This is a genomic window from Microbulbifer epialgicus, from assembly GCF_041447265.1.
Taxonomy (GTDB): Bacteria; Pseudomonadota; Gammaproteobacteria; order Pseudomonadales; family Cellvibrionaceae; genus Microbulbifer; species Microbulbifer epialgicus.
Genome location: NZ_JBGMEK010000066.1, coordinates 1 through 23,809, shown reverse-complemented (window position 1 = coordinate 23,809; position 23,809 = coordinate 1). Strand labels below are relative to the sequence as shown.

General features: G+C 42.5%; 10 protein-coding genes and 4 pseudogenes. 7 read left to right on the top strand and 7 right to left on the bottom strand.

Annotated elements, in window-relative coordinates:
* Nucleotides 1-134: pseudogene (locus tag ACCI49_RS19170) on the top strand (IS3 family transposase); the annotation flags it as partial.
* A 104-nt stretch (nt 135-238) separates the two neighbouring features.
* Here the strand turns inward: ACCI49_RS19170 and ACCI49_RS19165 are convergent.
* Nucleotides 239-544 carry a hypothetical protein gene (locus ACCI49_RS19165; RefSeq protein WP_371840775.1) on the bottom strand — a complete coding sequence of 102 codons (306 nt, stop codon included), beginning with the start codon at nt 542-544 and terminating at the stop codon, nt 239-241.
* 17 nt (nt 545-561) lie between these two features.
* Nucleotides 562-1,455, bottom strand: coding sequence for a hypothetical protein (locus ACCI49_RS19160; protein WP_371840774.1), 894 nt, complete (start codon nt 1,453-1,455; stop codon nt 562-564).
* A gap of 596 nt (nt 1,456-2,051) precedes the next feature.
* On the opposite strand from ACCI49_RS19160, the pseudogene ACCI49_RS19155 reads away from it, so the two are divergent.
* Together ACCI49_RS19155 and ACCI49_RS19150 are read left to right on the top strand one after the other, a co-directional pair.
* Nucleotides 2,052-2,501: pseudogene (locus ACCI49_RS19155) on the top strand (DDE-type integrase/transposase/recombinase); the annotation flags it as partial.
* Nucleotides 2,502-2,593: 92 nt separating this feature from the next.
* Nucleotides 2,594-3,715 (top strand): annotated as a pseudogene (locus ACCI49_RS19150) (IS5 family transposase).
* A 268-nt stretch (nt 3,716-3,983) separates the two neighbouring features.
* Here the strand turns inward: ACCI49_RS19150 and ACCI49_RS19145 are convergent.
* From ACCI49_RS19145 to ACCI49_RS19125, 5 genes and pseudogenes are all read right to left on the bottom strand, one after another.
* Nucleotides 3,984-5,408 carry a hypothetical protein gene (locus ACCI49_RS19145; RefSeq protein WP_371840773.1) on the bottom strand — a complete coding sequence of 475 codons (1,425 nt, stop codon included), beginning with the start codon at nt 5,406-5,408 and terminating at the stop codon, nt 3,984-3,986.
* Nucleotides 5,409-6,670: 1,262 nt separating this feature from the next.
* A pseudogene (locus ACCI49_RS19140) lies at nt 6,671-7,237 on the bottom strand (hypothetical protein); the annotation flags it as partial.
* Nucleotides 7,237-7,551, bottom strand: coding sequence for a hypothetical protein (locus tag ACCI49_RS19135; RefSeq protein WP_371840772.1), 315 nt, complete (start codon nt 7,549-7,551; stop codon nt 7,237-7,239). The gene ACCI49_RS19135 and the pseudogene ACCI49_RS19140, both read right to left, overlap by 1 nt.
* 676 nt (nt 7,552-8,227) lie before the next feature.
* Nucleotides 8,228-8,743, bottom strand: coding sequence for an IS3 family transposase (locus tag ACCI49_RS19130; RefSeq protein ID WP_371840771.1), 516 nt, complete (start codon nt 8,741-8,743; stop codon nt 8,228-8,230).
* Between the two features lie 59 nt (nt 8,744-8,802).
* Nucleotides 8,803-9,093 carry a transposase gene (locus ACCI49_RS19125; protein ID WP_371840770.1) on the bottom strand — a complete coding sequence of 97 codons (291 nt, stop codon included), beginning with the start codon at nt 9,091-9,093 and terminating at the stop codon, nt 8,803-8,805.
* Between the two features lie 392 nt (nt 9,094-9,485).
* Between ACCI49_RS19125 and ACCI49_RS19120 the strand changes: the two genes are divergently transcribed.
* The 4 genes from ACCI49_RS19120 to ACCI49_RS19105 form a co-directional block, all read left to right on the top strand.
* Entirely contained in the window at nt 9,486-9,659 is a 174-nt protein-coding gene (locus tag ACCI49_RS19120) for a hypothetical protein (RefSeq protein ID WP_371840769.1), read from the top strand.
* Between the two features lie 361 nt (nt 9,660-10,020).
* The gene (locus ACCI49_RS19115; protein WP_371840768.1) at nt 10,021-10,977 is read left to right on the top strand and encodes a chromate resistance protein ChrB domain-containing protein; all 957 of its coding nucleotides are present in this window, start codon (nt 10,021-10,023) and stop codon (nt 10,975-10,977) included.
* Between the two features lie 38 nt (nt 10,978-11,015).
* On the top strand, nt 11,016-11,687 hold the full coding sequence (locus ACCI49_RS19110; RefSeq protein WP_371840767.1) for a hypothetical protein: 672 nt from the start codon (nt 11,016-11,018) through the stop codon (nt 11,685-11,687).
* 176 nt (nt 11,688-11,863) lie between these two features.
* Nucleotides 11,864-23,809: right-handed parallel beta-helix repeat-containing protein (locus tag ACCI49_RS19105; RefSeq protein WP_371840766.1), on the top strand; the 11,946-nt coding region annotated here is incomplete at its 3' end.

Here is a 23,809-nt window from a genome sequence, read left to right as displayed (position 1 = left end):
ACCGCTTTCCCACAAGGTGCCTCATGCGAGAAACCGTATTTGAGTATATAGAGATAGACTACATTCGAAATCGCCTACACAGCGCCAATGGCTATCTCAGCCCTGAGGCGTCTGAGGAACAACTAGTCGCTTAGTGGTGTGTCCGTTGTTGATGGGTAGGATCAATCTGTATTTATATGCCGCCTCCCGTGATTTGGCGAGAGTGGTAATTAGGTAAATTTTTATAATGGTATAAAAATTAATCCTTTTTAGCTTTCAATTTACTAATTATCTCAATTGCATCTGAAACCTCCTTGATGGCGAGATCAACTTTTGTTAGTTTATCAATAACATTCTTGGTCTCTTTAATTGCCTTACTTAATGAAGTTATTGCAGCCTTGTATTTGTCTGTGTTTTTATCAATTTCCACTGATATAAGTTCTTGTTCCAGCGTTCGCAAAGAAATAAGTTTATTTGTGATTTCTCTTGAAGGGGGGGATTGAGAGCGTCTAATTTTTCCCAAATTTTTAATTGTCCTTTCTATACTTCTTAGTAATTCATTCATTAATACATCTCCATATATTAATTTGTAAATACTTGAAATATATTTATAAGTTCCTGAGTCTGTTTTGCATAAACTTCAATATCACCTGTAGAGTATGACTCTTTTTTCATGATTTTTACTAATTCGGAGTTCGCTTTCTTCAAGCCTTCTATAGCATTTCTTGCCATTTTGCTTATTTTTACAGCTCGAGATATTGCTTCTTCTGACATAACTAAAGCTTCGACTGCTCGATACCTTTCAAAAGCTGAATACTCCTCTCCCCTGTTGATGATGTAGATTGAGATGTCTCTTAGTCGACGAGCTGTGGAATCATACATCTTAATGTATCCTGCAGTTCCTTCAAGGGAGAAGTCTTCAATCAGTAAGTCAGCAAGCTGATTTACTGAGTTCTCATATGCGGTTACTATTTGTTTAACGGCATCAGCTTTCTTCTTTCTCACCCAAAAAGATCCAAAACCAACGATTACTTTTTTTATGCTTTCCTTATCTTTCTGAGTAAAATTAAACCCTAGAGCTACATTTACATTATTCATCAGTGAATTAGCAGTTCTTTGTAGATTTTCTTTCTTATAGTCCGATGTTAGCTCAATCAATAGTTCTCCATAAGATTTTAATGCTTTGGTTGCTGCTACTCTTACAGCTGTTGCTTCAGGTGATATAGGTTTATTAATATTTAGATCACTTGAAATCCTGGTTTTATCTATAGCCACAAATTCAGTATTCATTTCTATAATTCTAATTCTAATATTTTCAAATTCGCTCTCCCCTAACTTTCCGATTTTCGTTGTTGCAGCTCCAAAAGACTGTGTTTTCACAATTTGATTTGACGTCAGTCCGCAGCCAGTTGCTAATAAAATAAGAGCTGAAAGCTGTAGGGTTAGAAAAAATTTTATTATCACTCTAAATGCCATTTTCGTCCTTTCCCACTTTTCCTAAGTAAGAAATTTCTTGTATGTATTATGTTTATCGCAGGTACAAGTAATTTTCTATTTTCCTACTAGTTGCAGTCGGTAAGGCACGATAGACAATAGGTGTCAATACGTCTTATTCAACCACAAACCGACAGAGTAGCTCTGTTGGATGATAGACCCATTTGTGGAAAATTGCTTACCATTATGGTATAGCCAATTTTCCTAGGCGTGCTTTTTTGTGCCCGCCTGTAAACAGCACTTTTCATTAATTGATTACTTCCTAGTCTCACATATAATTATCAATTGGGAATCTTACATTACAATTTGAAAGGAGACTTCAATTCCTATTATGCTTTGAGTTAATTTTCTGGATTTTTATTATCATTGCTTTTCTCATGCTGTCCTCTAATATGGAGCACGGAGACATGATCCTACCCACCAACGACGGACACTCTCTTAAACGATAAACTACACAGCAGATGTGCCCAATGACAAGATCAAGGCGATGACCGCAGTGTTGAGCGTATCTCGTAGCGGGGTTTTACGATTGAGTGTCAAGATCGGCCGATCAATCCAAGCATCTGTAATAGCGATTGAAACTTGATAGCTTGGTACAGCAGCGCTTTATAGCCAGTAAAGAACGTAGCGGCGCCCCTCGCCTGACGAAGGAATTGGCCAGTGAGGCAATAAATATAATCAAAAAACAATTGCAGCCAGAATGCGTCTACAGGGACTATAAGCCAAAACAGCGAATAGATATAAAGTCACAGCCTACTCAAAGCATAACCTGCCAACGGCCAAATTCTGCTCGAGCAAAACTTCAATGCTGAAGCACCGAATCAGAATTGGGTTGGGGATATCACCTACCTACGAACAGAAGAGGGTTGGTTATATCTGGCTGTAGCGATAAACTTTTATAGTCGGCTGGCTATTGGTTGGGCGATGTCGGAAACGATGACGCTAAATTAGTCTGTGACGCCATTCAAATGGCTCAATGGCGACGCAAGAAACCTACGAACGTTATCGTACATAATGACAGGGGAAGCTAGTATTGCTCTAGCAGGTTGTTGAAATAGGCCCGCATGGACGCTAGTTTTGGTAGAATAGGGTAAAGATAAAATCTGGATACTTTTCAGTAATTCTCGGCGCTGATATCACCCAAGAAGCTTTGTACATAACTGTCCATCTGGAATCTTTCATTCCTAAAAAGCACACTTTACATGCAATCCGAATGCTCTTTAACCTCGTGCTTAAACGCATAGATTGGTTGCTGGACTCAGCATATGCTGAATTCGGCCATGAATCTATTCCCTCTGAACGCTTACTAGGAGCTCAGCTTTTGCAGGTTGTGTATACCATTCGTAGCAAAAGATAATTAATGGAGCAGAAGAATTACAACTTACTGTTTCGCTGGTTTGTTGGGCTCTCGGTAGATCATCCTGTATAGAGCCACTCAACATTCAGTAAAAACCAAGATCGGCTACTGGGACATGAGATTATTGCAACACTTTCTACGGAAATTATAAAAATCGCCCGTAAGAAAAACCTGGTTAACGATGAACATTTTAGTGTCGATGGAGCCCTGATTCAAGCATGGGCTTCATAGAAGAGTTTTCGCTCCAAAAAGGATGATGAGAATTCGGGGGGGCGGAATAAGTAGTGCGATTTCCGTGGTGAGAAACGTAAAAATGATACACATGAATCGACCACAGATTCAGACTCAAGAATCTACAAAAAGTCCAAAGGCACTGAAAAAATGGGTTACCAGAGGCATACCACGATGGAAAACCGAAATGGTTTAATTATTAATGCAAAGCCAGGTTTAGCTACAGGAACCGCAGAGAGGAAAGCGACGCTTGATATGCTTGCGGAGCTACCGGATTCAAAAGCTAAGACAGTAGGTGAGGATAAAAATTATGACATCCGAGCGTTTGTAGAGTCCTGCAGAGAATTGAGTATCACACCTCATGTTGCTCAGAATCATAAGCGGCCTGGGTGATCAGCTATTGACGGGTGAAAAGCTCGCCATGCTGGCTACCAAGCCAGTATGAAAGTTCGCAAGGGGATTGAAGAGGGTTTTGGCTCGGGTAAAACCATAGGGTTGATCTGACAAGTCAAAGTACGGGGGCTGGATCGAGTAAATGACATTTTCAAAATGACTTTTGTTGGATGGAATCTAGCCCGAATTAAGAATTTGCAAGATCAATCCGCCTATAGACTGGAAAAGGGCAGCAAAAGGCAAGGACTTTTATGGATTTAGCGGCATTTCGTCTAAAAAATGATCTAATTTAGATTGACTGAGAGAAATTGCTGAAAATTTTATTCCTTCCTTAGCTGAAAATTAGTTTTTAGATCCCATTTCAACAGCCTGCTAAAGAAAATTCATCTGATTAGTACTCAAGTAGAGTTGACATATTCTTATGCGCATAATATTGAACAGCCATCGTATTTCTAGAATTTTTTAGTGGCCTGCTAATAAATTGAATACATTTAATTTTCTTTAAGATTAGATGACACGGAGTGAATTTTCATCTAAATTCATTAAGCCCAGCATCATAGACTTTTTTGCCTAGCTGGCCATTATCAACCATCCTTCCAAGGATATTTTTCAGGTCTGAAATTCTCCCTTGGTAATTTTGATTAATATTAATTAATCTATCAATTTTATTCTTAGATTTTAGTGCAAGTTTAACTTTAGCTTTAGAGGCTCGGCCTTGATGGTGAATGTCAGCAACGAGAGCACAGATTACATCTTTCTCTCCATCAAGATTGTACCATCTAGAATATCGGCTTTGCATTTTTTTTTGTAGGATATTATTTGCCGTATCTACCTGTAGGTTCCTCGCTTCGATATCATTATTTGACCAGTGTATAAGGCGTGCTGACTGCAATACTTCTTGAGTATCATGATCTCTTAATTTAGCATTCAGATAATTCATGAAATATTGTAATTGGCGTCTGTTTCGTGGTCCCGATTCCATTTCTATTTCCAGGTTCGTTCTTCCTCCATCTGATTTCGTACGATAAAGCTTCCCATCGTGCATTTCTAATTCAGGGAAGTAATCATTAAACTTTGGTAAATCATATAGAGATTTTATTAAAAGAATTAAGTTGTCGTTAGGGGTATGGGCTGCAAATTGGAAAAAACCAAAAGTAAATTTTGCGCTATCATAAGTGTTTATTATATTAAAGTAATTCTTGCTTTCACAATAGCCTATTAGCTCCATTATCTGAGACCAATGATCATATTGGCCGTAGTAATCTTTTGCACAGTATTTAGGGCCGTAATATTCATCCGTTTTTGAAAACAAGCCAATATAGTTTCCTTTGCTTGTTTCATGCCCAATGTAGAACTTATTGCCTGAATCATTTTTTTCGGACGCCAACCATTTTCGTCCATTTTTTTCTAGATTAAAGGCAATTTTATTTTTAATATTTGATGCAGGCTTAATGTTAAGAAGCAAATCTATTTCTGGAAGCGTCCCAAAAAAAAGTCCTTGCTTTCCTGAGTATTTTCTATCAAACTCTTTTAAAAAATCCCTTGGCGATACTTTTTCTACTCTTTTGTTGGCGTTGGAATAGTGGTATATGTATCCCTTGTTGAAAATTCCTATATGCTTTTGAGGCACATTTCTTATTTTCTTTCTAGCTATATCTACATTGTCAATTTTTGTGACGAATACAAGATGAGTTATTTCCTTATTGGCGTCTTCCCATTTTCCAACTTTGGGACATTTTGGGAAAATTTCTTGCACACGAACATTGGCAGGATCAGAATTACCTCCACTATAGTTTTTGCAGTTAAATGGGAAGTCAAGCTCAAGAATATGGCTAACAAAGTGGGCACAGTGATTATCAGAAGGTGAGTGAAACTTATTCCCGCATATCTGTGAGATATTTTTCCCTAGGCTTGTCTCAAGTTTTTCCTGTAATTTATTTGTATCTTCTGTCATTTTTACACCTATTCAAAATAACCGACATAATAGTCTTTCCTTCTTTAGTTGTAGCATGCTGGACTTGTTGATGCAATTTCTTGACATTGGCAATTAGGTTGGCTTATTTCTTGCTTCGACAAAGGTGACTTGGTGCATGATTCATCGCTATCTTGACAGATAGCTGAATACCACCAAATTGGCTCGGAATTATTCAGAGATTCCTTGGTTCTATTTGATATAGGGAAAACTTATATGCCTCTCAATGAAATAATTTTTATAAATGGTATATTTTGCAATATAAATATTAACTTTAATAGGTTCATTGAATTCTCCCAAAGGATGGATAACCAATCTATATTTTGGTCAAAACCCTGGAGATCTGCCCACCGTCAAAGTAATTAAGGTAGGTGCTAATATTGATCCAAATGAGGATTTATTTTTGAGTAGACATATGCGGGTTTGGTTAGCCCTTCTAGCCAAGCCCACTCTGATAGACTGCCTTTCAATTTATTAAATGCTTCATAAGCTCTTTCGGCCACATCACCATAAAATTTTTTTTGTTTGTCTTTATACCTATAACTAAATTCGACAACCACAGGTGTTTTAACTTTTTCTTTAGCTGTGAAATCCCCGAAAATTCTAATTAATTCTCTTCCCTCAATATCTTTAAGCTTTTCGCTAAATTTGGGAGCAATCTTTTAGGGTCGTTAATGCTATTAATAACTTTTTCATTCGATATTGATTGAGTTGAAGAAAAGTTATACAGCTTTATAAATGGAGGCTCAATATCCTCCTAAAATTTAATCTTTGAACTTTCTTTGCTGGCGGAACTCATATCTTTATCTTGTGAAATATATCGATCCGGATGGCAAAATTTAAGGGTAACTCCTCGCAAGTTAGCATTGAGATTAATTCTCTCTCTATTAAAGAGTAATTATGTTTTTTTTAATAAGTTGATAGCTGCTATCATAGGGCTTCACAAGCCTTCGGCTTTCTATCATATCCAATTGAGCATCTGTGTCAAAAACTAAATCTTGGATTGATCCTTTAAAATTATCCCAAAAAAAATTGGCTCACTTCCGTAGATTGGCCTCTAAACTAATAAAATTGGAAGTTTTAAGCATAATCTTATATTCACGAGAAACAACGCTTTGCCACATAACTCTCTCCATGATGTATAAGTTTTAGTTCTAAAATTGATATGAATTAGAGTTTGGATTGTAAAATAAACCCGGCACACGCCCCCTTTCTTCCATTGAGGGGCTTATTAAAAAATGTATTTACCACTGATTTGTATCCTTATGAAAGACTCCGTGTGTATTGCCCACATTGGGGCCATCGGTGAAATCAAAATATAAAGCTTTTTCTGAATTTAAATATTTAGCAGATCGTCCCAACCTTTCCTTTTGAAAGTTAATATCAGACCATTTTAAAGCTCCATCATTTTCATTTATTGTTATATATATCCTCTTACCTACAGATATTCGATCTACCCAATACTCATGATTTAGTCGGTCAACATCTGCCTGACACAATATAACATTATCAAAGATATTTGTTTCCTCCCCATAATAAGAACCACCTACATAACTCTGCAGAAGGTAATTTCCGAGACTATATGCCATAAACGAAAACTTAATATTACATTTCTCCAGTGAATCATTATTGAACAGCTCCTTAACATATAGACCTATTTTTTCAAGAGCTGCATCTAAAGCGCCAGCCGAAGCAGTGGCAACTTGCTTTGCATGCTTATATTCACTAATTAGAAGTCCGTCGGGGTTAGAGGGCCACAAAAAGAGTATAACCTCTACGCCATACCTTCTCTCAATAGCCAACCCATTTTCTAAGCTATCCTTAAATGATTGGTTAAAACCGTGAGCAAAAAATACACAATTTTTTTGTTTATAATAAGCTCATCCCTCAGGGATAGAAATACTTTCTTCGAAGGCATGTTTGATTTCGTAATTTTTGATGGCTCCTTTACTAGCTCAACTTTCCAGGTCTGGTCATGCTTGACTGCCTTCGCGAGCCTAATTTCATTTGTACCTTTGAAATTTTGAAACTCCCCAAAAGCCTCATGATTTACAACGTCTTTATTCAATTCATTGTCAACTATATTGCGATTTGTAATAACAAGCATATATGAAACCCTCGCCATCCCAAATATCTATATAGAGACCTTACATCAATAGTTAATATTTATTGAAAACAAAACTAGGATACTAAGTTTTATAGAATAGAGGTACTTTATGGATTCCGGGGAGTTCAAGATTGGAGTCGCTAACAATGGAATTAATGGCTGAACGTCTGTAGAACAGCCTCATGATGAAATTTCATGACCCCCTCTATGACGCAAAATACTACAAACATACGGCAACATCGTTGGCACGATGGTGTAAGTTGCCAACGTCGTTTTGACGACCTGACTTTATCCGTGTTTGCGGGGCACCATCAGACATCTGAAAGTCTGGTTGCACTGCTTATATCTAATGTCACTGAATCTATCAAATTCACTGATTAGTCAGGAGCTTGATCTGAATGAGGATGATGTTCAGAAGATAACCTAATAGCTCAGTGAGGCCGTTCACAGCAAAGCTCCTGACTTCTCCCTTGAGGGTGAAGTGGAATGCGATGAAGTTTATATTGTGGCGGGGCATAAAGGGCAGCCTGAAGCAGTTAATAGAAGGCCGTAGTGGACGGCGGAAAAGATTGAGGGGCGCTCCTGGCTGAGGCATCCTGGCAAAGGAAAAGCCTTCCATTTTGGCATGATTCAATGAGGTGGTCAGGTTGCGATACGTATGCTCGCAAATGTAAAACAAGCGACGATTCGACCGTTAATTGAGAGCACTATCACTCCACGTATTTTGATTTACACAGTTGGCCCAACAATTTCCCCTACGACTCATTGAGCGCATCATTCCATGCTGCTTCAATAGCACTTGGTAGGCATCGCTGGCATACTGACTACCTCGATCGGAGTGATGTAGAAGGCCTTTTGGTAGTGTTCGCAAATTGACAGCCATCATCAACGCACGACTTACCAAAGCCATTTCCATCTGGCGATCTAGATGCCAACCAACAATCCGGCGTGAATAGAAATCAATCACTACCGCCAAGTACAACCAGCCCTGCAAAGTCCAGATGTACGTAATATCAGTAGTCCAAACTTGATTTTTAGCGCTCGGTGATAATTCCCTATTCAGAGGGTTCTCTAACTGACGGCTTCCGAGACTCTGTCGGGATTCTGCAAATAAGGTCTTCAAACGATGGCATAGTTGCCATGTTTGGCTATCTATTGAGCTACCACTACGGCGACACCAATCGTAATAGCTACTCTTATTTACCTGCATTACCCGGCAGAGCACCCTAACTGGAAAGCTGCCTTGCTGCATCTTGATAAAATTGTACTTTATTTCATTTCTTTCGCAAAGAAGGCGCTGGCCTTTTTTTGGATTTCCTTCTCCATACGCAACTGCTTGTTTTCGTGTCGCAATCGATCCAATTCAGCGCGCTCGCTGGCATCCAGCTTTACTCTGCTTTCTTCCAGCTTCAGCTCTTTTATCCAACGTTGCAGATTATGGACAGTGGTTCCTACAGCTTCAGCAGCCTTAGGAATCGAGTACCCTTTCTCGGAGTCTAGGGTTACGGTATCTTTCTTGAATTCCGGCTTGAAATGTTGACATGTACCTTTTGTCGCCATGCTTCACCTCGCTTGATAGTTTTACCATCTTAGCGAAGTGTCCGGAAGAATTAGACCACTACAGTCAAGACTTGAAAAAGGTAAATCACAATAACCCGCAGGTTCCTTCAGTATTGACTCCAGTTGGTCTTTTGATGAGCAGGGCAGGGTTACCAGCTATGAATCTCGGCTAAGAGCATCGATATCAATACGATTGGGAAAATTTCTCTGAAACCCTGACCGGTAGATGATTAACATTCGTTCAATCCTATAAAGTTTGTATCAGTATTTTGGAATACTTTGGCCAGAGAGAGTTAACTACTACTATCCGCTAGAGTCAGCATCAAGAAGTCTCTTTGTGTAGGCAAATTTTATTTGCTATTTAAAGTGGTGATTCACTGTATTGTGAGCCCGTGATACCCCTAGTGGTAGTGCTACTGGATCAGGAGCTTATCATTGAGAATGATGAGGATGCTAATGTATTGCTGAACGAAGCAGAATGGCGGGGCTATAACGACTCGGATCCAAACGCTGCACATGTCGGGGGTGAGGGGGTGTATATCTTTGTCGATAGGAACGGTGCGTAACGGCTGTAGCCTTCAGGTTCCTGAGAGATTTCGCAGAATTATTCAGAATCTCCCTAGTGAAGCTTCAATTAATTAGGCCTAATGGTGGGACAGTAAAATTGTTAGGTTTGAGATATGCCAGCCATTAATCTTTATTATTGTGATACTGATCACAAATAATAGTTGTTTTTCTAGGTGCCATTGCTTGCTTTTTGGTGTTGTTTAAAGACCTATATGCTATCTCCTTAGGCAAAATTATTTAACTTGGCACTTCTGATTGAATCAGTTTGTCAGCTATGATAAAAATCGAAAATCTTTCAGGTCCTGATAGATTATGGCTATGCGCAAAATATGCGCAAAAGATGTAAAAGGGAGTTTGCGATTGAGCAGTATATTTCGCACCTTGTCAGTGCTGGCTATTCTTACTTTCATAGGCTGCTCCAAGCCTCAGTCAGTATTTGTTACCGAATACGGGTTGGGACCTGACAAATGGGCCACTGCTTGGTTGCTCACACGCCATGCAGACCCTAAAGCTTCTTTAAAAGTTGTAAATCAAGGTTCTTCACTTTCTGGTGGGGTTGAGTTTGATACTCCCACTGCCTCTATTCGTAGAATTGGCGATCAGACTGCCTTCGAAATGGCAAAATCTCAGTACACGATTGATGATCCCATTGTTCTAAAGTTGGTGGGAATTATTCACGATATTGAGGTGAATTTCTGGGGGGCGGACAAAACCCAGGAAGCTGAAATAGTAGAGTCGGCATTTAGAGCTTTACAGGAAAAGTATGGAAGAGATTCTGTTCCGGCTAATTGCTATCTGGACTTTTTCGACTCTGTATATGCCGCCTTGTCTCAGGTTGAAAATATTGGTTCGAGTTTGACCCAGGCAGGCCTAATGACTTCTTGCAATCGAGAAGTGTCCACTTCAAATGATGCCCTTGTTAGCGAAATATCTATCTCCACTATCCTGGCGGAAATGCAGAAAGGTAAGACAGTAGCCTTTGTGGATGTGAGGGAAGAGGAAGAATTTTTAGAGGGACATATCCCCAATGCTCTAAATATTACGTTACGTGACCTCGACAGTAGCCATGTGAAAGGGCTTTTGGAAGCAGATTATGTCGTGAGCTATTGCGTTAAGGATTTTAGAGGGTTTGAGATGGCGAAAGCATTGAAAGTGGCCGGGGTTGAGCACTCAGTAATCTTAAACCCATACGGCATAAAAGGTTGGATTGCGCAGGGGTTACCAACCGTTGGCACTAGAGCCTTGAAGAAAGAAGAGGCATTAAAGCAATTGGAACGCTGTGTATCGAAAGGCCAATGCCCAAAATCCAGCTCTTAACGAATGTGGCTGTAGTAAATATAGGTGGGTAAGGCTGAATGAAAAAGCTAATTGTGTTTAGTGCGCTGTTGGTCGCGGTGGTTGCTGCAGTTGGTATTCCGCTAGTTACATGGTGGTCTTCAGTTGGTAATCCGGTTGATTATTTTGGTGGATACATGCCTCCAGGCCAGCAAGCGTACATCTTATCAAAGCTGGCTGGGTTGCTGGCAATTTCACTATTTTGGCTTCAATGTCTTTTTGCCTTGGGTAAGCGGTTTTCAGGGGCGGCTTTTGCTCAGTTTTGCGGGCATAGGTCACATGTGGCTCTTGGGTCTTTGACGCTAATCATGGTTTTGCTTCATGTTTCTTTATTCTTTGCTGCGGTTTCAATACGCACGGGTTCCCCTGCTTGGGGCTTGTTGGTGCCTAAATTTAGCCATGGATATTACAATCAACAAGTCACCTTGGGGTTGATTGCTTTTCTGCTGTTATGTGTGGGCGCGTTTGCTGGTTGGAAGACTGCAATAGGCAGCGAAAAGTGGCGTATTGGCCACTATCTCTGGCTGCTGGTGCTTCCATTGGCTTTCATTCACGCATTATCCATTGGGACTGAGTCGCGACTTCCCATAATGTTTTACTTTTTGCTAGTAATGCCGATTATTTTGTTCTTTATTGGTTTCTTTAGAGTTGGAAATCACTTTCTTAGGCGCTCTTATGTAAGTACTAGATAGAAGATGCTTTGTGTTTTTTGAGTTATGCGGGGTTAGGCAGGATGATTTTAAGACGAAGATTACTGTCTAACCTTAAAATGTGCAGTAGAAGAATAGGGTTTGTTTTCGTTCTGCTACTAAAGGTATATGTGAGCCGAAACTTTAAGGTTAATGGAATGTTTCAGGGTAGAGTAGAAATGAGTAAATGGAGCTTTCACAACAAACGTTGTAAGCCGTACCTTTATGGCTTGGTGCTTACGTTACTTTGTTTGTCTCTTTCCATATTTTCATTAAGTGCCAGGGCGGAGGTTCTACTCTATCCGGTTGCAGAAAAAATCTACTCATCAAAGCTGTACCTTGCTGGGGTTTCGAACCAGCAAGATCAACTTGTTGATATCGAGATTAATGGTTCAATTGCAGCTCAGACGCGAACTAACTCAACAGGTGATTTTGCAGTTTTCGTGACTCTAGCTTTAGGTAGCAATCAAATCCGAGCGCTAATTGGAGATTCAGATATCTCCGGCTTACTAAAAATTGAGCGTGTTACCACTGGTGATAAGGTTCTGGATGGAAACCCAACAGGCGGTGGCAGTGATATTGCGGCCCCGATACTATATTCGCTAGCGGATGGGACAGAAAGTAACCCTGCAACTCTAACAGGCACAGCTGAACCCGGCTCTACGGTTGTATTCTTTGTTAATGGCAGCATGACAAGAAGCATCGAAGTAGATGAAAGCGGAGTTTTTTCTACCTGGGTGCCACTGGAGGACAGCGAAAATGTTATTTCTGCAATTTCTGAAAGTGGAAATGACCAAAGCCCTATTTCAAATAGTGTAAGTACTACATATACCAATACTCTTGGGCGTGAGTGGAGCGGGGAGGTACTGGAAACAATGGTGTGGACACGGGGAGATGGTTCTCCATACACCATAAGTGGCAACCTTAGCATTCCTAAGGATATCACTCTCTGGATTCAGCCTGGCGTGGAGGTTATTGCAGAAAGTGGGAGAAAAATTTCTGTTTTAGGTGATCTTGAAGTAGTTGGTAACACTGTCGATCGGGTTAAATTTCATCCATCTTCTCCTGCCTGTGATGGCGTGAATACAAGTCGGCAGGACTGGTCAGGAGTAGAGATCCTTGCCGGAGGTACTGCGTCAATTGAGTATGCAGAAGTACATTGTGCCTCTAACGGTATTTACTTTAATGGTGGTGATGGTTCAGTAACTGACAGTAGGCTTTTAAATAACCACTCTGCTATCAATATGACAGCGCCCTCTCCAGATACTGCAATATATCCAAAGGTATTTGGTAACACCATAAATGGTAGCACCCACGGAATAAACGTTTTACGTAATAGTCAGCCTCTGATCAGTGCTGCTAATGAGATAACTGGAAACAGTATTGGTATTTATGCCTCTGGTCATAGCAGTGATCCCAGTCAAAACCCTTTACCATTGGTTACCGGCAACAGTATTTATGACAATAGCAGCTATAACTATAGAACTATTTACTTTTCGAATTCTGCCTCGACCACTTTGAATGCCACTGGTAACTGGTGGGGTACCACTGATCCGGGGCAAATTGCATTAAAGATCTATGACTGGACCGATAGTCAAGGCTCTTATCCGGTCGTTGATTACAGTAATTTCCTTGACGGCCCAGGTGGGGATATCGCTTATACTGGTGGGGCCCTGCTCGGGTATATCAGTGAGGATGCCAATCTATCTGCAGACAGTTATCTGGTGCTTGGCCGAGTAGAGGTTGCTGCTGATACGGTTGTCACTCTCGCTCCAGGTACCGAACTGAAATTTACCGGTAACTACCCACTGCTAGTTAAAGGGGAGTTGACTGCAGAAGGTACAGAATCTTCACCTATTAGCTTTAAGCCTACTGCAGAAGCCTGTGATGGAATCAATACACAGCGTAAGGATTGGCCTGGTATTGAGGTTTCTGAAGGCGCTACAGCAACAATAAAATTTGCTGAGATACATTGTGCAACAAATGGCGTTTACTTTAATGGCGGTGATGGTTCGGTAGCAGATTCACAGTTGCTGTATAACTATACCGGCATACGTGCTGTAGCAGTTTCTACAGATGCGGCAATTACCCCGCAGATTTCTGGAAACGAGATCCGCGGCGGTTATAACGGCATCTATGTCTATCGAAATAGTAATCCTCTGATTAGTGGCGGTAATGAAATCAGTGAGAACTACTATGGTGTTTATATTTCCGGATATAGCAGCGATAACACCCAAGACCCAGTACCGGTAGTAACGGGGAATAGCATTTATGGGAACAGCGGTTTCAATTACTACGCAAGTAGTTTTGCGAATGCTGCACTGACGACTCTGGATGCAACTGGGAACTGGTGGGGAACTACTGACCCAGGTCAAATAGCGGTGAAAATCTACGATTGGACGGATAACCAGAGCACTAGTCCGGTAGTGGATTATCGAGGTTTCCTGGATGGTGCCGATGGCAGCTCCGCTTATACGGGTGAGGCACTATTTGGTTACCTAAATACTGATGTTGATCTTTCTGCTGATAGCTACCTGGTACTCGGGCGCATAGAAATTGCAGTAGATACAGCCCTGAATCTCAATCCCGGTACCGAGCTGTTATTTACAGGCAACTACCCGCTAATGATTAAGGGGGAGTTTAGGGCGCAAGGTGATGAAAATGCACCTATCGTATTCAAACCAACGGCAGAGGCCTGTGATGGAGTTAATACGAATCGCAAAGACTGGCTGGGCATTGAAGTTGCTGCGGATGCTACCGCAACGATTGAATATGCGGAAATACAATGTGCCGCTAAAGGTATTTACTTTAATGGTGGTGACGGCTCAGTAAGTAACTCCTTATTTGAAAATAACTATACCGGCATCTATACAAGTGCAGCCTCTGCAGAGGCGGTAATTGCTCCCCAGATATCTGCGAATACCATTCGCGGCAGCGATAGTGGGATATATGTTTATCGTAATAGTAACCCGCTGATTTCCGGCGGTAATGAAATTACTGGGAATACGTACGGTATTTATGTTTATGGGCATAGCAGCGACACCGCCCAGAATCCAGTGCCCGTAGTGACCGGCAATAGCCTCTATGGCAATGGTAATCACAATTACTACACTAGATACTTTTCAGAGGCAGATTCAATTACCCTGGATGCAACAGGTAATTGGTGGGGGAGCACTGATCCTGGCCAAATTGCCGCAAAGATCTGGGACTGGACAGATGATAGAAATAATGGCAATCCCGTAGTAGATATCCGTGACTTCCTGGATGGTCCTGATGGGAGTCCAGCTTATAGTGGAGAAACCATATTTGGTTATATCACCGATGATACCAGCCTATCCGCCGATAGTTACTTAATACTTGGTCGAGTAGAAGTCGCTACCGATACTGTACTAACCATTGCCCCAGGCGCCGAGCTGCAGTTTGCCGGTAAGTATCCACTGGTGGTTGAAGGAGCGTTGAGTGCGAAGGGTGCAGCAGGTTCACCAGTTGTCTTTAAGCCAACAGCAGAAGCTTGTGATGGAATAAATACCAGGCGTAGTGACTGGACAGGTATTGAAGTTGTTGTAGGCGCCATGGCAACAATTGAATATGCAGAAATACACTGTGCCAGCAAAGGTATTTATTTTAATGGCGGTGATGGTTCTGTCAGTAACTCTCAGTTGATCAACAATTATCACGCTATCCACACGGCCGGCCCTTCTGCCGATGCGGTAATCGCACCACAAATCTCTGGTAATACGATTAGTGGTAGTTACAACGGGATTTACGTATACCGTAACAGTAATCCAGTGATTAATGGCGGTAATATAATTACTGAGAATGGCCACGGTATTTATGTCTATGGACACAGCAGTGATACCACTCAGAACCCAATGCCAGTGGTCACCGGCAACAGTATCTATAGCAATAATAGTTATAATTACTACACCAGATACTTCTCCGGGGCAGCACTGACGACCTTGGATGCCAGTGGCAACTGGTGGGGTACAAGTGATCCTGCTCTGATTGCCTCAGCAATCTATGATTGGACTGATAGCCAAAGCTCTTATCCAGTAGTGGATTACCACAATTTTCTCGACGGCCAAGACGGCAGCCCTGTTTATACCGGTGAAACTCTAATTGGCAATATTACAGATGATGTTGATTTATCTAATGACAGCTATCTGGTGTTAGGCCGAATTGAGGTTGCGGCAGGTGCTATCCTGACAATAGCCCCTGGTTCTGAACTGCAATTTTCTGGCAAATATCCATTGCGGGTTAAAGGAGCAATGGAAGCAAAAGGTACAGAGGCCTCGCCGGTAGTTTTCAAGCCCACAGCAGAGGCCTGTGACGGCATTAATATCGGCCGTAGTGATTGGAATGGCATTGAAGTTATGGCCGATGCCACGGCAACAATTGAATTTGCAGAAATACATTGTGCCAGCAAAGGTATTTATTTTAATGGTGGCGATGGCTCAGTCAGTAATGCCCAGCTCCTCAATAATGATACGGGCATCTATACTTATGCTTCTTCTGTGGAGGCAGTGATTGCACCAAAAATATCTGCCAACAAATTCCGTGGAAATAACAATGGAATTTATGTTTCCTACAATAGCTTCCCATTGATCAATGGGAATAACGAGATTGTCGGTAATAAAAATGGCATTTATGTATACGGGCATAGTAGCGACCCAGCACAGAATCCGGCACCTATAGTTACTGGAAACAGTATTTACGAGAGCATTGATTTCAACTATGTAACCAGAAATTTTTCCAATGGGGCTACAACAACCCTGAATGCTACTGGTAACTGGTGGGGAACAGATGATCCGAAGGAAATAGCCTTAGAGATCTATGACTGGACTGATAGTCAGAGCGCCCGTCCAATCGTAGATTTTCGGAATTTCTTAGATGGACCGAATGGTACTCCTGCGTACACTGGAGAAACCCTGTTTGGTTTCATCAGTGAAGATACCGATTTGTCCAATGATAGTCATTTGGTGCTTGGTCGAGTTGAGGTTGCAATCGATGTAAGTCTGACCATTACTCCTGGCTCCGAGTTATTGTTCGCGGGTGATTATCCATTACTGGTAAAAGGTAAACTGATAGCAAAGGGAACTGAAGCTTCGCCTATTATCTTTAGGCCTGAGAACGAAGCTTGTGATGGGGTGAACACTCGGCGTAAAGATTGGCAGGGCATTGAAGTTTCGGCCGGTGCAACAGTGACCATGGAATATACTGAAGTGCATTGTGCTAACAATGGGGTCTACTTTAATGGTGGTGATGGTTCCCTAAGCAACTCTCAGTTAATCGGCAATTACACTGGCGTCCAAACAGCGGCTGCTTCAGCAGAAGCTGTGATTACACCGCAGATATCCGGTAACACCATCCGCGGTAGTTATAATGGCATTTATATTTATCGTAATAGCAATCCACTGATTACCAATGGCAATGAAATTACCAATAGTTACTATGGTATTTATGCCGATGGGCATAGTGGTGATTCTGCTCAGAACCCAGTGCCGGTAGTAACAGGGAATAGCATTTACGATAGTGAAAAATACAATTATTACACAAGATATTTTGCGAATGCGGCGCTAACCACCCTTGATGCTACGGGGAACTGGTGGGGTAGTGTAGATCTGGCCCTGATAGCCTCTAATATTTACGATTGGAGTGATGATCCCAGCTCATCTCCATTGATTGACTACAGTGGGTACCTAAATGAAGACGGTGATAGCGCAGGTTCAGGAGGTACCTTACAGGGGAGGTTAACAAGTGATTTAACGCTCACCGGAGGTGTATATCAGGTACTGGGTGAGCTTGAGGTCCCTGCCGGCATTGTGCTGACAATTGAGGAGGGCACTACAATTTCCCTTACTGGTAAATATTCAATAGAAGTTTATGGTGAATTGTTAGTAACGGGAAGCGGGGCATCTCCAGTAATTTTTATGCCGGTCGTCGAAGCTTGTGATGGGGTAAATTCTGGGCGCTCAGACTGGTCGGGTATTGAAGTTTTATCCGGTGCAACAGCGACAATTGAATATGCCGAGGTACATTGCGCCACTAAGGGTGTCTACTTCAATGGTGGTGATGGTTTAGTTAGGAATTCTCGACTACTAAATAATGCTACGGGCATCCATACAGCGGCCTCTTCTGCAGAAGCAGTAATTGCGCCACAGATAGTTGGAAATGAAGTCCGCGGGAATACTCAAGGGGTTTATGTTTATCATAATAGTGCCCCTGTGATTACTGGTGGTAATGAGATAACTGGAAACAGTATTGGTGTTTATGCCTCTGGTCATAGCAGTGATCCCAGTCAAAACCCTTTACCACTGGTTACCGGCAACAGTATTTATGACAATAGCAGCTATAACTATAGAACTATTTACTTTTCGAATTCTGCCTCGACCACTTTGAATGCCACTGGTAACTGGTGGGGTACCACTGATCCGGGGCAAATTGCATTAAAGATCTATGACTGGACCGATAGTCAAGGCTCTTATCCGGTCGTTGATTACAGTAATTTCCTTGACGGCCCAGGTGGGGATATCGCTTATACTGGTGGGGCCCTGCTCGGGTATATCAGTGAGGATGCCAATCTATCTGCAGACAGTTATCTGGTGCTTGGCCGAGTAGAGGTTGCTGCTGATACGGTTGTCACTCTCGCTCCAGGTACCGAACTGAAATTTACCGGTAACTACCCACTGCTAGTTAAAGGGGAGTTGACTGCAGAAGGTACAGAATCTTCACCTATTAGCTTTAAGCCTACTGCAGAAGCCTGTGATGGAATCAATACACAGCGTAAGGATTGGCCTGGTATTGAGGTTTCTGAAGGCGCTACAGCAACAATAAAATTTGCTGAGATACATTGTGCAACAAATGGCGTTTACTTTAATGGCGGTGATGGTTCGGTAGCAGATTCACAGTTGCTGTATAACTATACCGGCATACGTGCTGTAGCAGTTTCTACAGATGCGGCAATTACCCCGCAGATTTCTGGAAACGAGATCCGCGGCGGTTATAACGGCATCTATGTCTATCGAAATAGTAATCCTCTGATTAGTGGCGGTAATGAAATCAGTGAGAACTACTATGGTGTTTATATTTCCGGATATAGCAGCGATAACACCCAAGACCCAGTACCGGTAGTAACGGGGAATAGCATTTATGGGAACAGCGGTTTCAATTACTACGCAAGTAGTTTTGCGAATGCTGCACTGACGACTCTGGATGCAACTGGGAACTGGTGGGGAACTACTGACCCAGGTCAAATAGCGGTGAAAATCTACGATTGGACGGATAACCAGAGCACTAGTCCGGTAGTGGATTATCGAGGTTTCCTGGATGGTGCCGATGGCAGCTCCGCTTATACGGGTGAGGCACTATTTGGTTACCTAAATACTGATGTTGATCTTTCTGCTGATAGCTACCTGGTACTCGGGCGCATAGAAATTGCAGTAGATACAGCCCTGAATCTCAATCCCGGTACCGAGCTGTTATTTACAGGCAACTACCCGCTAATGATTAAGGGGGAGTTTAGGGCGCAAGGTGATGAAAATGCACCTATCGTATTCAAACCAACGGCAGAGGCCTGTGATGGAGTTAATACGAATCGCAAAGACTGGCTGGGCATTGAAGTTGCTGCGGATGCTACCGCAACGATTGAATATGCGGAAATACAATGTGCCGCTAAAGGTATTTACTTTAATGGTGGTGACGGCTCAGTAAGTAACTCCTTATTTGAAAATAACTATACCGGCATCTATACAAGTGCAGCCTCTGCAGAGGCGGTAATTGCTCCCCAGATATCTGCGAATACCATTCGCGGCAGCGATAGTGGGATATATGTTTATCGTAATAGTAACCCGCTGATTTCCGGCGGTAATGAAATTACTGGGAATACGTACGGTATTTATGTTTATGGGCATAGCAGCGACACCGCCCAGAATCCAGTGCCCGTAGTGACCGGCAATAGCCTCTATGGCAATGGTAATCACAATTACTACACTAGATACTTTTCAGAGGCAGATTCAATTACCCTGGATGCAACAGGTAATTGGTGGGGGAGCACTGATCCTGGCCAAATTGCCGCAAAGATCTGGGACTGGACAGATGATAGAAATAATGGCAATCCCGTAGTAGATATCCGTGACTTCCTGGATGGTCCTGATGGGAGTCCAGCTTATAGTGGAGAAACCATATTTGGTTATATCACCGATGATACCAGCCTATCCGCCGATAGTTACTTAATACTTGGTCGAGTAGAAGTCGCTACCGATACTGTACTAACCATTGCCCCAGGCGCCGAGCTGCAGTTTGCCGGTAAGTATCCACTGGTGGTTGAAGGAGCGTTGAGTGCGAAGGGTGCAGCAGGTTCACCAGTTGTCTTTAAGCCAACAGCAGAAGCTTGTGATGGAATAAATACCAGGCGTAGTGACTGGACAGGTATTGAAGTTGTTGTAGGCGCCATGGCAACAATTGAATATGCAGAAATACACTGTGCCAGCAAAGGTATTTATTTTAATGGCGGTGATGGTTCTGTCAGTAACTCTCAGTTGATCAACAATTATCACGCTATCCACACGGCCGGCCCTTCTGCCGATGCGGTAATCGCACCACAAATCTCTGGTAATACGATTAGTGGTAGTTACAACGGGATTTACGTATACCGTAACAGTAATCCAGTGATTAATGGCGGTAATATAATTACTGAGAATGGCCACGGTATTTATGTCTATGGACACAGCAGTGATACCACTCAGAACCCAATGCCAGTGGTCACCGGCAACAGTATCTATAGCAATAATAGTTATAATTACTACACCAGATACTTCTCCGGGGCAGCACTGACGACCTTGGATGCCAGTGGCAACTGGTGGGGTACAAGTGATCCTGCTCTGATTGCCTCAGCAATCTATGATTGGACTGATAGCCAAAGCTCTTATCCAGTAGTGGATTACCACAATTTTCTCGACGGCCAAGACGGCAGCCCTGTTTATACCGGTGAAACTCTAATTGGCAATATTACAGATGATGTTGATTTATCTAATGACAGCTATCTGGTGTTAGGCCGAATTGAGGTTGCGGCAGGTGCTATCCTGACAATAGCCCCTGGTTCTGAACTGCAATTTTCTGGCAAATATCCATTGCGGGTTAAAGGAGCAATGGAAGCAAAAGGTACAGAGGCCTCGCCGGTAGTTTTCAAGCCCACAGCAGAGGCCTGTGACGGCATTAATATCGGCCGTAGTGATTGGAATGGCATTGAAGTTATGGCCGATGCCACGGCAACAATTGAATTTGCAGAAATACATTGTGCCAGCAAAGGTATTTATTTTAATGGTGGCGATGGCTCAGTCAGTAATGCCCAGCTCCTCAATAATGATACGGGCATCTATACTTATGCTTCTTCTGTGGAGGCAGTGATTGCACCAAAAATATCTGCCAACAAATTCCGTGGAAATAACAATGGAATTTATGTTTCCTACAATAGCTTCCCATTGATCAATGGGAATAACGAGATTGTCGGTAATAAAAATGGCATTTATGTATACGGGCATAGTAGCGACCCAGCACAGAATCCGGCACCTATAGTTACTGGAAACAGTATTTACGAGAGCATTGATTTCAACTATGTAACCAGAAATTTTTCCAATGGGGCTACAACAACCCTGAATGCTACTGGTAACTGGTGGGGAACAGATGATCCGAAGGAAATAGCCTTAGAGATCTATGACTGGACTGATAGTCAGAGCGCCCGTCCAATCGTAGATTTTCGGAATTTCTTAGATGGACCGAATGGTACTCCTGCGTACACTGGAGAAACCCTGTTTGGTTTCATCAGTGAAGATACCGATTTGTCCAATGATAGTCATTTGGTGCTTGGTCGAGTTGAGGTTGCAATCGATGTAAGTCTGACCATTACTCCTGGCTCCGAGTTATTGTTCGCGGGTGATTATCCATTACTGGTAAAAGGTAAACTGATAGCAAAGGGAACTGAAGCTTCGCCTATTATCTTTAGGCCTGAGAACGAAGCTTGTGATGGGGTGAACACTCGGCGTAAAGATTGGCAGGGCATTGAAGTTTCGGCCGGTGCAACAGTGACCATGGAATATACTGAAGTGCATTGTGCTAACAATGGGGTCTACTTTAATGGTGGTGATGGTTCCCTAAGCAACTCTCAGTTAATCGGCAATTACACTGGCGTCCAAACAGCGGCTGCTTCAGCAGAAGCTGTGATTACACCGCAGATATCCGGTAACACCATCCGCGGTAGTTATAATGGCATTTATATTTATCGTAATAGCAATCCACTGATTACCAATGGCAATGAAATTACCAATAGTTACTATGGTATTTATGCCGATGGGCATAGTGGTGATTCTGCTCAGAACCCAGTGCCGGTAGTAACAGGGAATAGCATTTACGATAGTGAAAAATACAATTATTACACAAGATATTTTGCGAATGCGACGCTAACCACCCTTGATGCTACGGGGAACTGGTGGGGGATTGACGATCCAGAGCAAATTGCCCTTAAAATCTACGACTGGACTGATGGCCAAGGCACTTATCCTGTGGTGGATTTCCAAGGTTACCTGGATGGTCCAGGTGGTAATCCTGCTTATGCTGGAGAAGTAATTTTTGGTTATATCTCTGAAAATACTGAGCTGTCAGGAGACAGTTATAGAGTGCTTGGCCGGATAGAGGTAGCAGCCGATGCTACTTTAAGTATTGCAGCTGGTTCAGAGTTACTGGTTACAGGTAATTATCCGTTACTGGTTAAAGGCGAGTTGTCTGTAAGCGGTACAGAGGTCTCCCCGATCATTTTTAAGCCAGTAGTGGGGGCTTGTGACGGAGTAAGTACTCAGCGCAAGGACTGGCCGGGTATTGAGGTCGTTGCAGGGGGTACCGCTACCATTGAACATGTGCAGGTGCATTGCGCGACGAATGGAATCTATTTTAATGGTGGTGATGGTTCGGTTAAGAATACTGAACTGTTAAATAACCATGCCGGTATTCGTATGATTGCTGCCTCTGCAGAAGAGGCGATTGCTCCACAGGTATCTAACAATACTATTCGTGGCAGTAATAATGGTATTTATGTTGGCCGTAACAGTGCGCCGTTGATCAATGGAGGTAACGAAATTACCAGGAATATATATGGTATTTATGTTTACGGGTACTCTAGCGACGCCAATCAGAACCCGATGCCAGTAGTGACAGGCAACAATATCTACCATAACAGCAGTTACAACTACTACGCTTATAACTTTGCGAACCCGTTGACTATTATTTTAAATGCCACCGGTAACTGGTGGGGGTCAACTGATGCTGAGGCAATTGTCTCTTCAATTTACGATAGAGATGATAATGCTACTTATTCACCGCTCGTGAACTATGGCAGCTATCTTGATGGATTGAATGGTCAGCCCAGTTATGATGGTGTCACTTTATTGGGTCCGATTACTGAAGATACGGTTTTACCTGCAGGCGCTCACCTGATGTTGCAAGATGTGGTCGTACAGCCGGGTGTTACCCTGACCTTGGAAGCTGGTGCCAGCTTAAAGTCCGCGCCGGATCTTAAGTTACAAATTGCAGGTAACTTGGTAGCCCAAGGAACCGCAGGATCTCGAGCGGTATTTACTTCGGCAGCTGCAACTCCCCAAGCCGGTGAATGGTATGGTATTGAGGTAATTACAGGTGCTACTGTAGATATCGATTACGCCCGGATTGAGGGAGCCATCTATGGAATTGATTTTAACGGAGGGCAGGGCACGGTTCAGCATTCCCTATTCCGTTTTAATACCTATGGTATTTATATTCGTGCTGGTAGTAACCCAATAATTACAAACGGCAATGAGATCACCCTTAATGATTATGGTATCTATGTTATTGGAGATGGCACCGCGACGAATAATCCGGTTCCGGTCATAACGGGCAATAGCCTTTACGGCAATAAAAATTACAGCGTCTATGTAACTGGCTTTGGTGATGCTGCAAATACCAGCTTGGATGTCACCGGTAATTGGTGGGGGAGTGTCGACGAAGCCACTATAGAATCACAAATCTACACCGCGGCCGATACATCCCCGCAAGTCGATTTTAGTGGTTTCCTGGAGGCAATGTCTGGCCAACCTGCGGTA

Bases quoted from the DNA above. Each gene is read 5' to 3' on its own strand.
- ACCI49_RS19135 (WP_371840772.1), bottom strand. From the start codon at position 7,551: ATGGCGAGGGTTTCATATATGCTTGTTATTACAAATCGCAATATAGTT.
- ACCI49_RS19165 (WP_371840775.1), bottom strand. From the start codon at position 544: ATGAATGAATTACTAAGAAGTATAGAAAGGACAATTAAAAATTTGGGA.
- ACCI49_RS19160 (WP_371840774.1), bottom strand. From the start codon at position 1,455: ATGGCATTTAGAGTGATAATAAAATTTTTTCTAACCCTACAGCTTTCA.
- ACCI49_RS19110 (WP_371840767.1), top strand. From the start codon at position 11,016: ATGAAAAAGCTAATTGTGTTTAGTGCGCTGTTGGTCGCGGTGGTTGCT.
- ACCI49_RS19125 (WP_371840770.1), bottom strand. From the start codon at position 9,093: ATGGCGACAAAAGGTACATGTCAACATTTCAAGCCGGAATTCAAGAAA.
- ACCI49_RS19145 (WP_371840773.1), bottom strand. From the start codon at position 5,408: ATGACAGAAGATACAAATAAATTACAGGAAAAACTTGAGACAAGCCTA.
- ACCI49_RS19130 (WP_371840771.1), bottom strand. From the start codon at position 8,743: ATGCAGGTAAATAAGAGTAGCTATTACGATTGGTGTCGCCGTAGTGGT.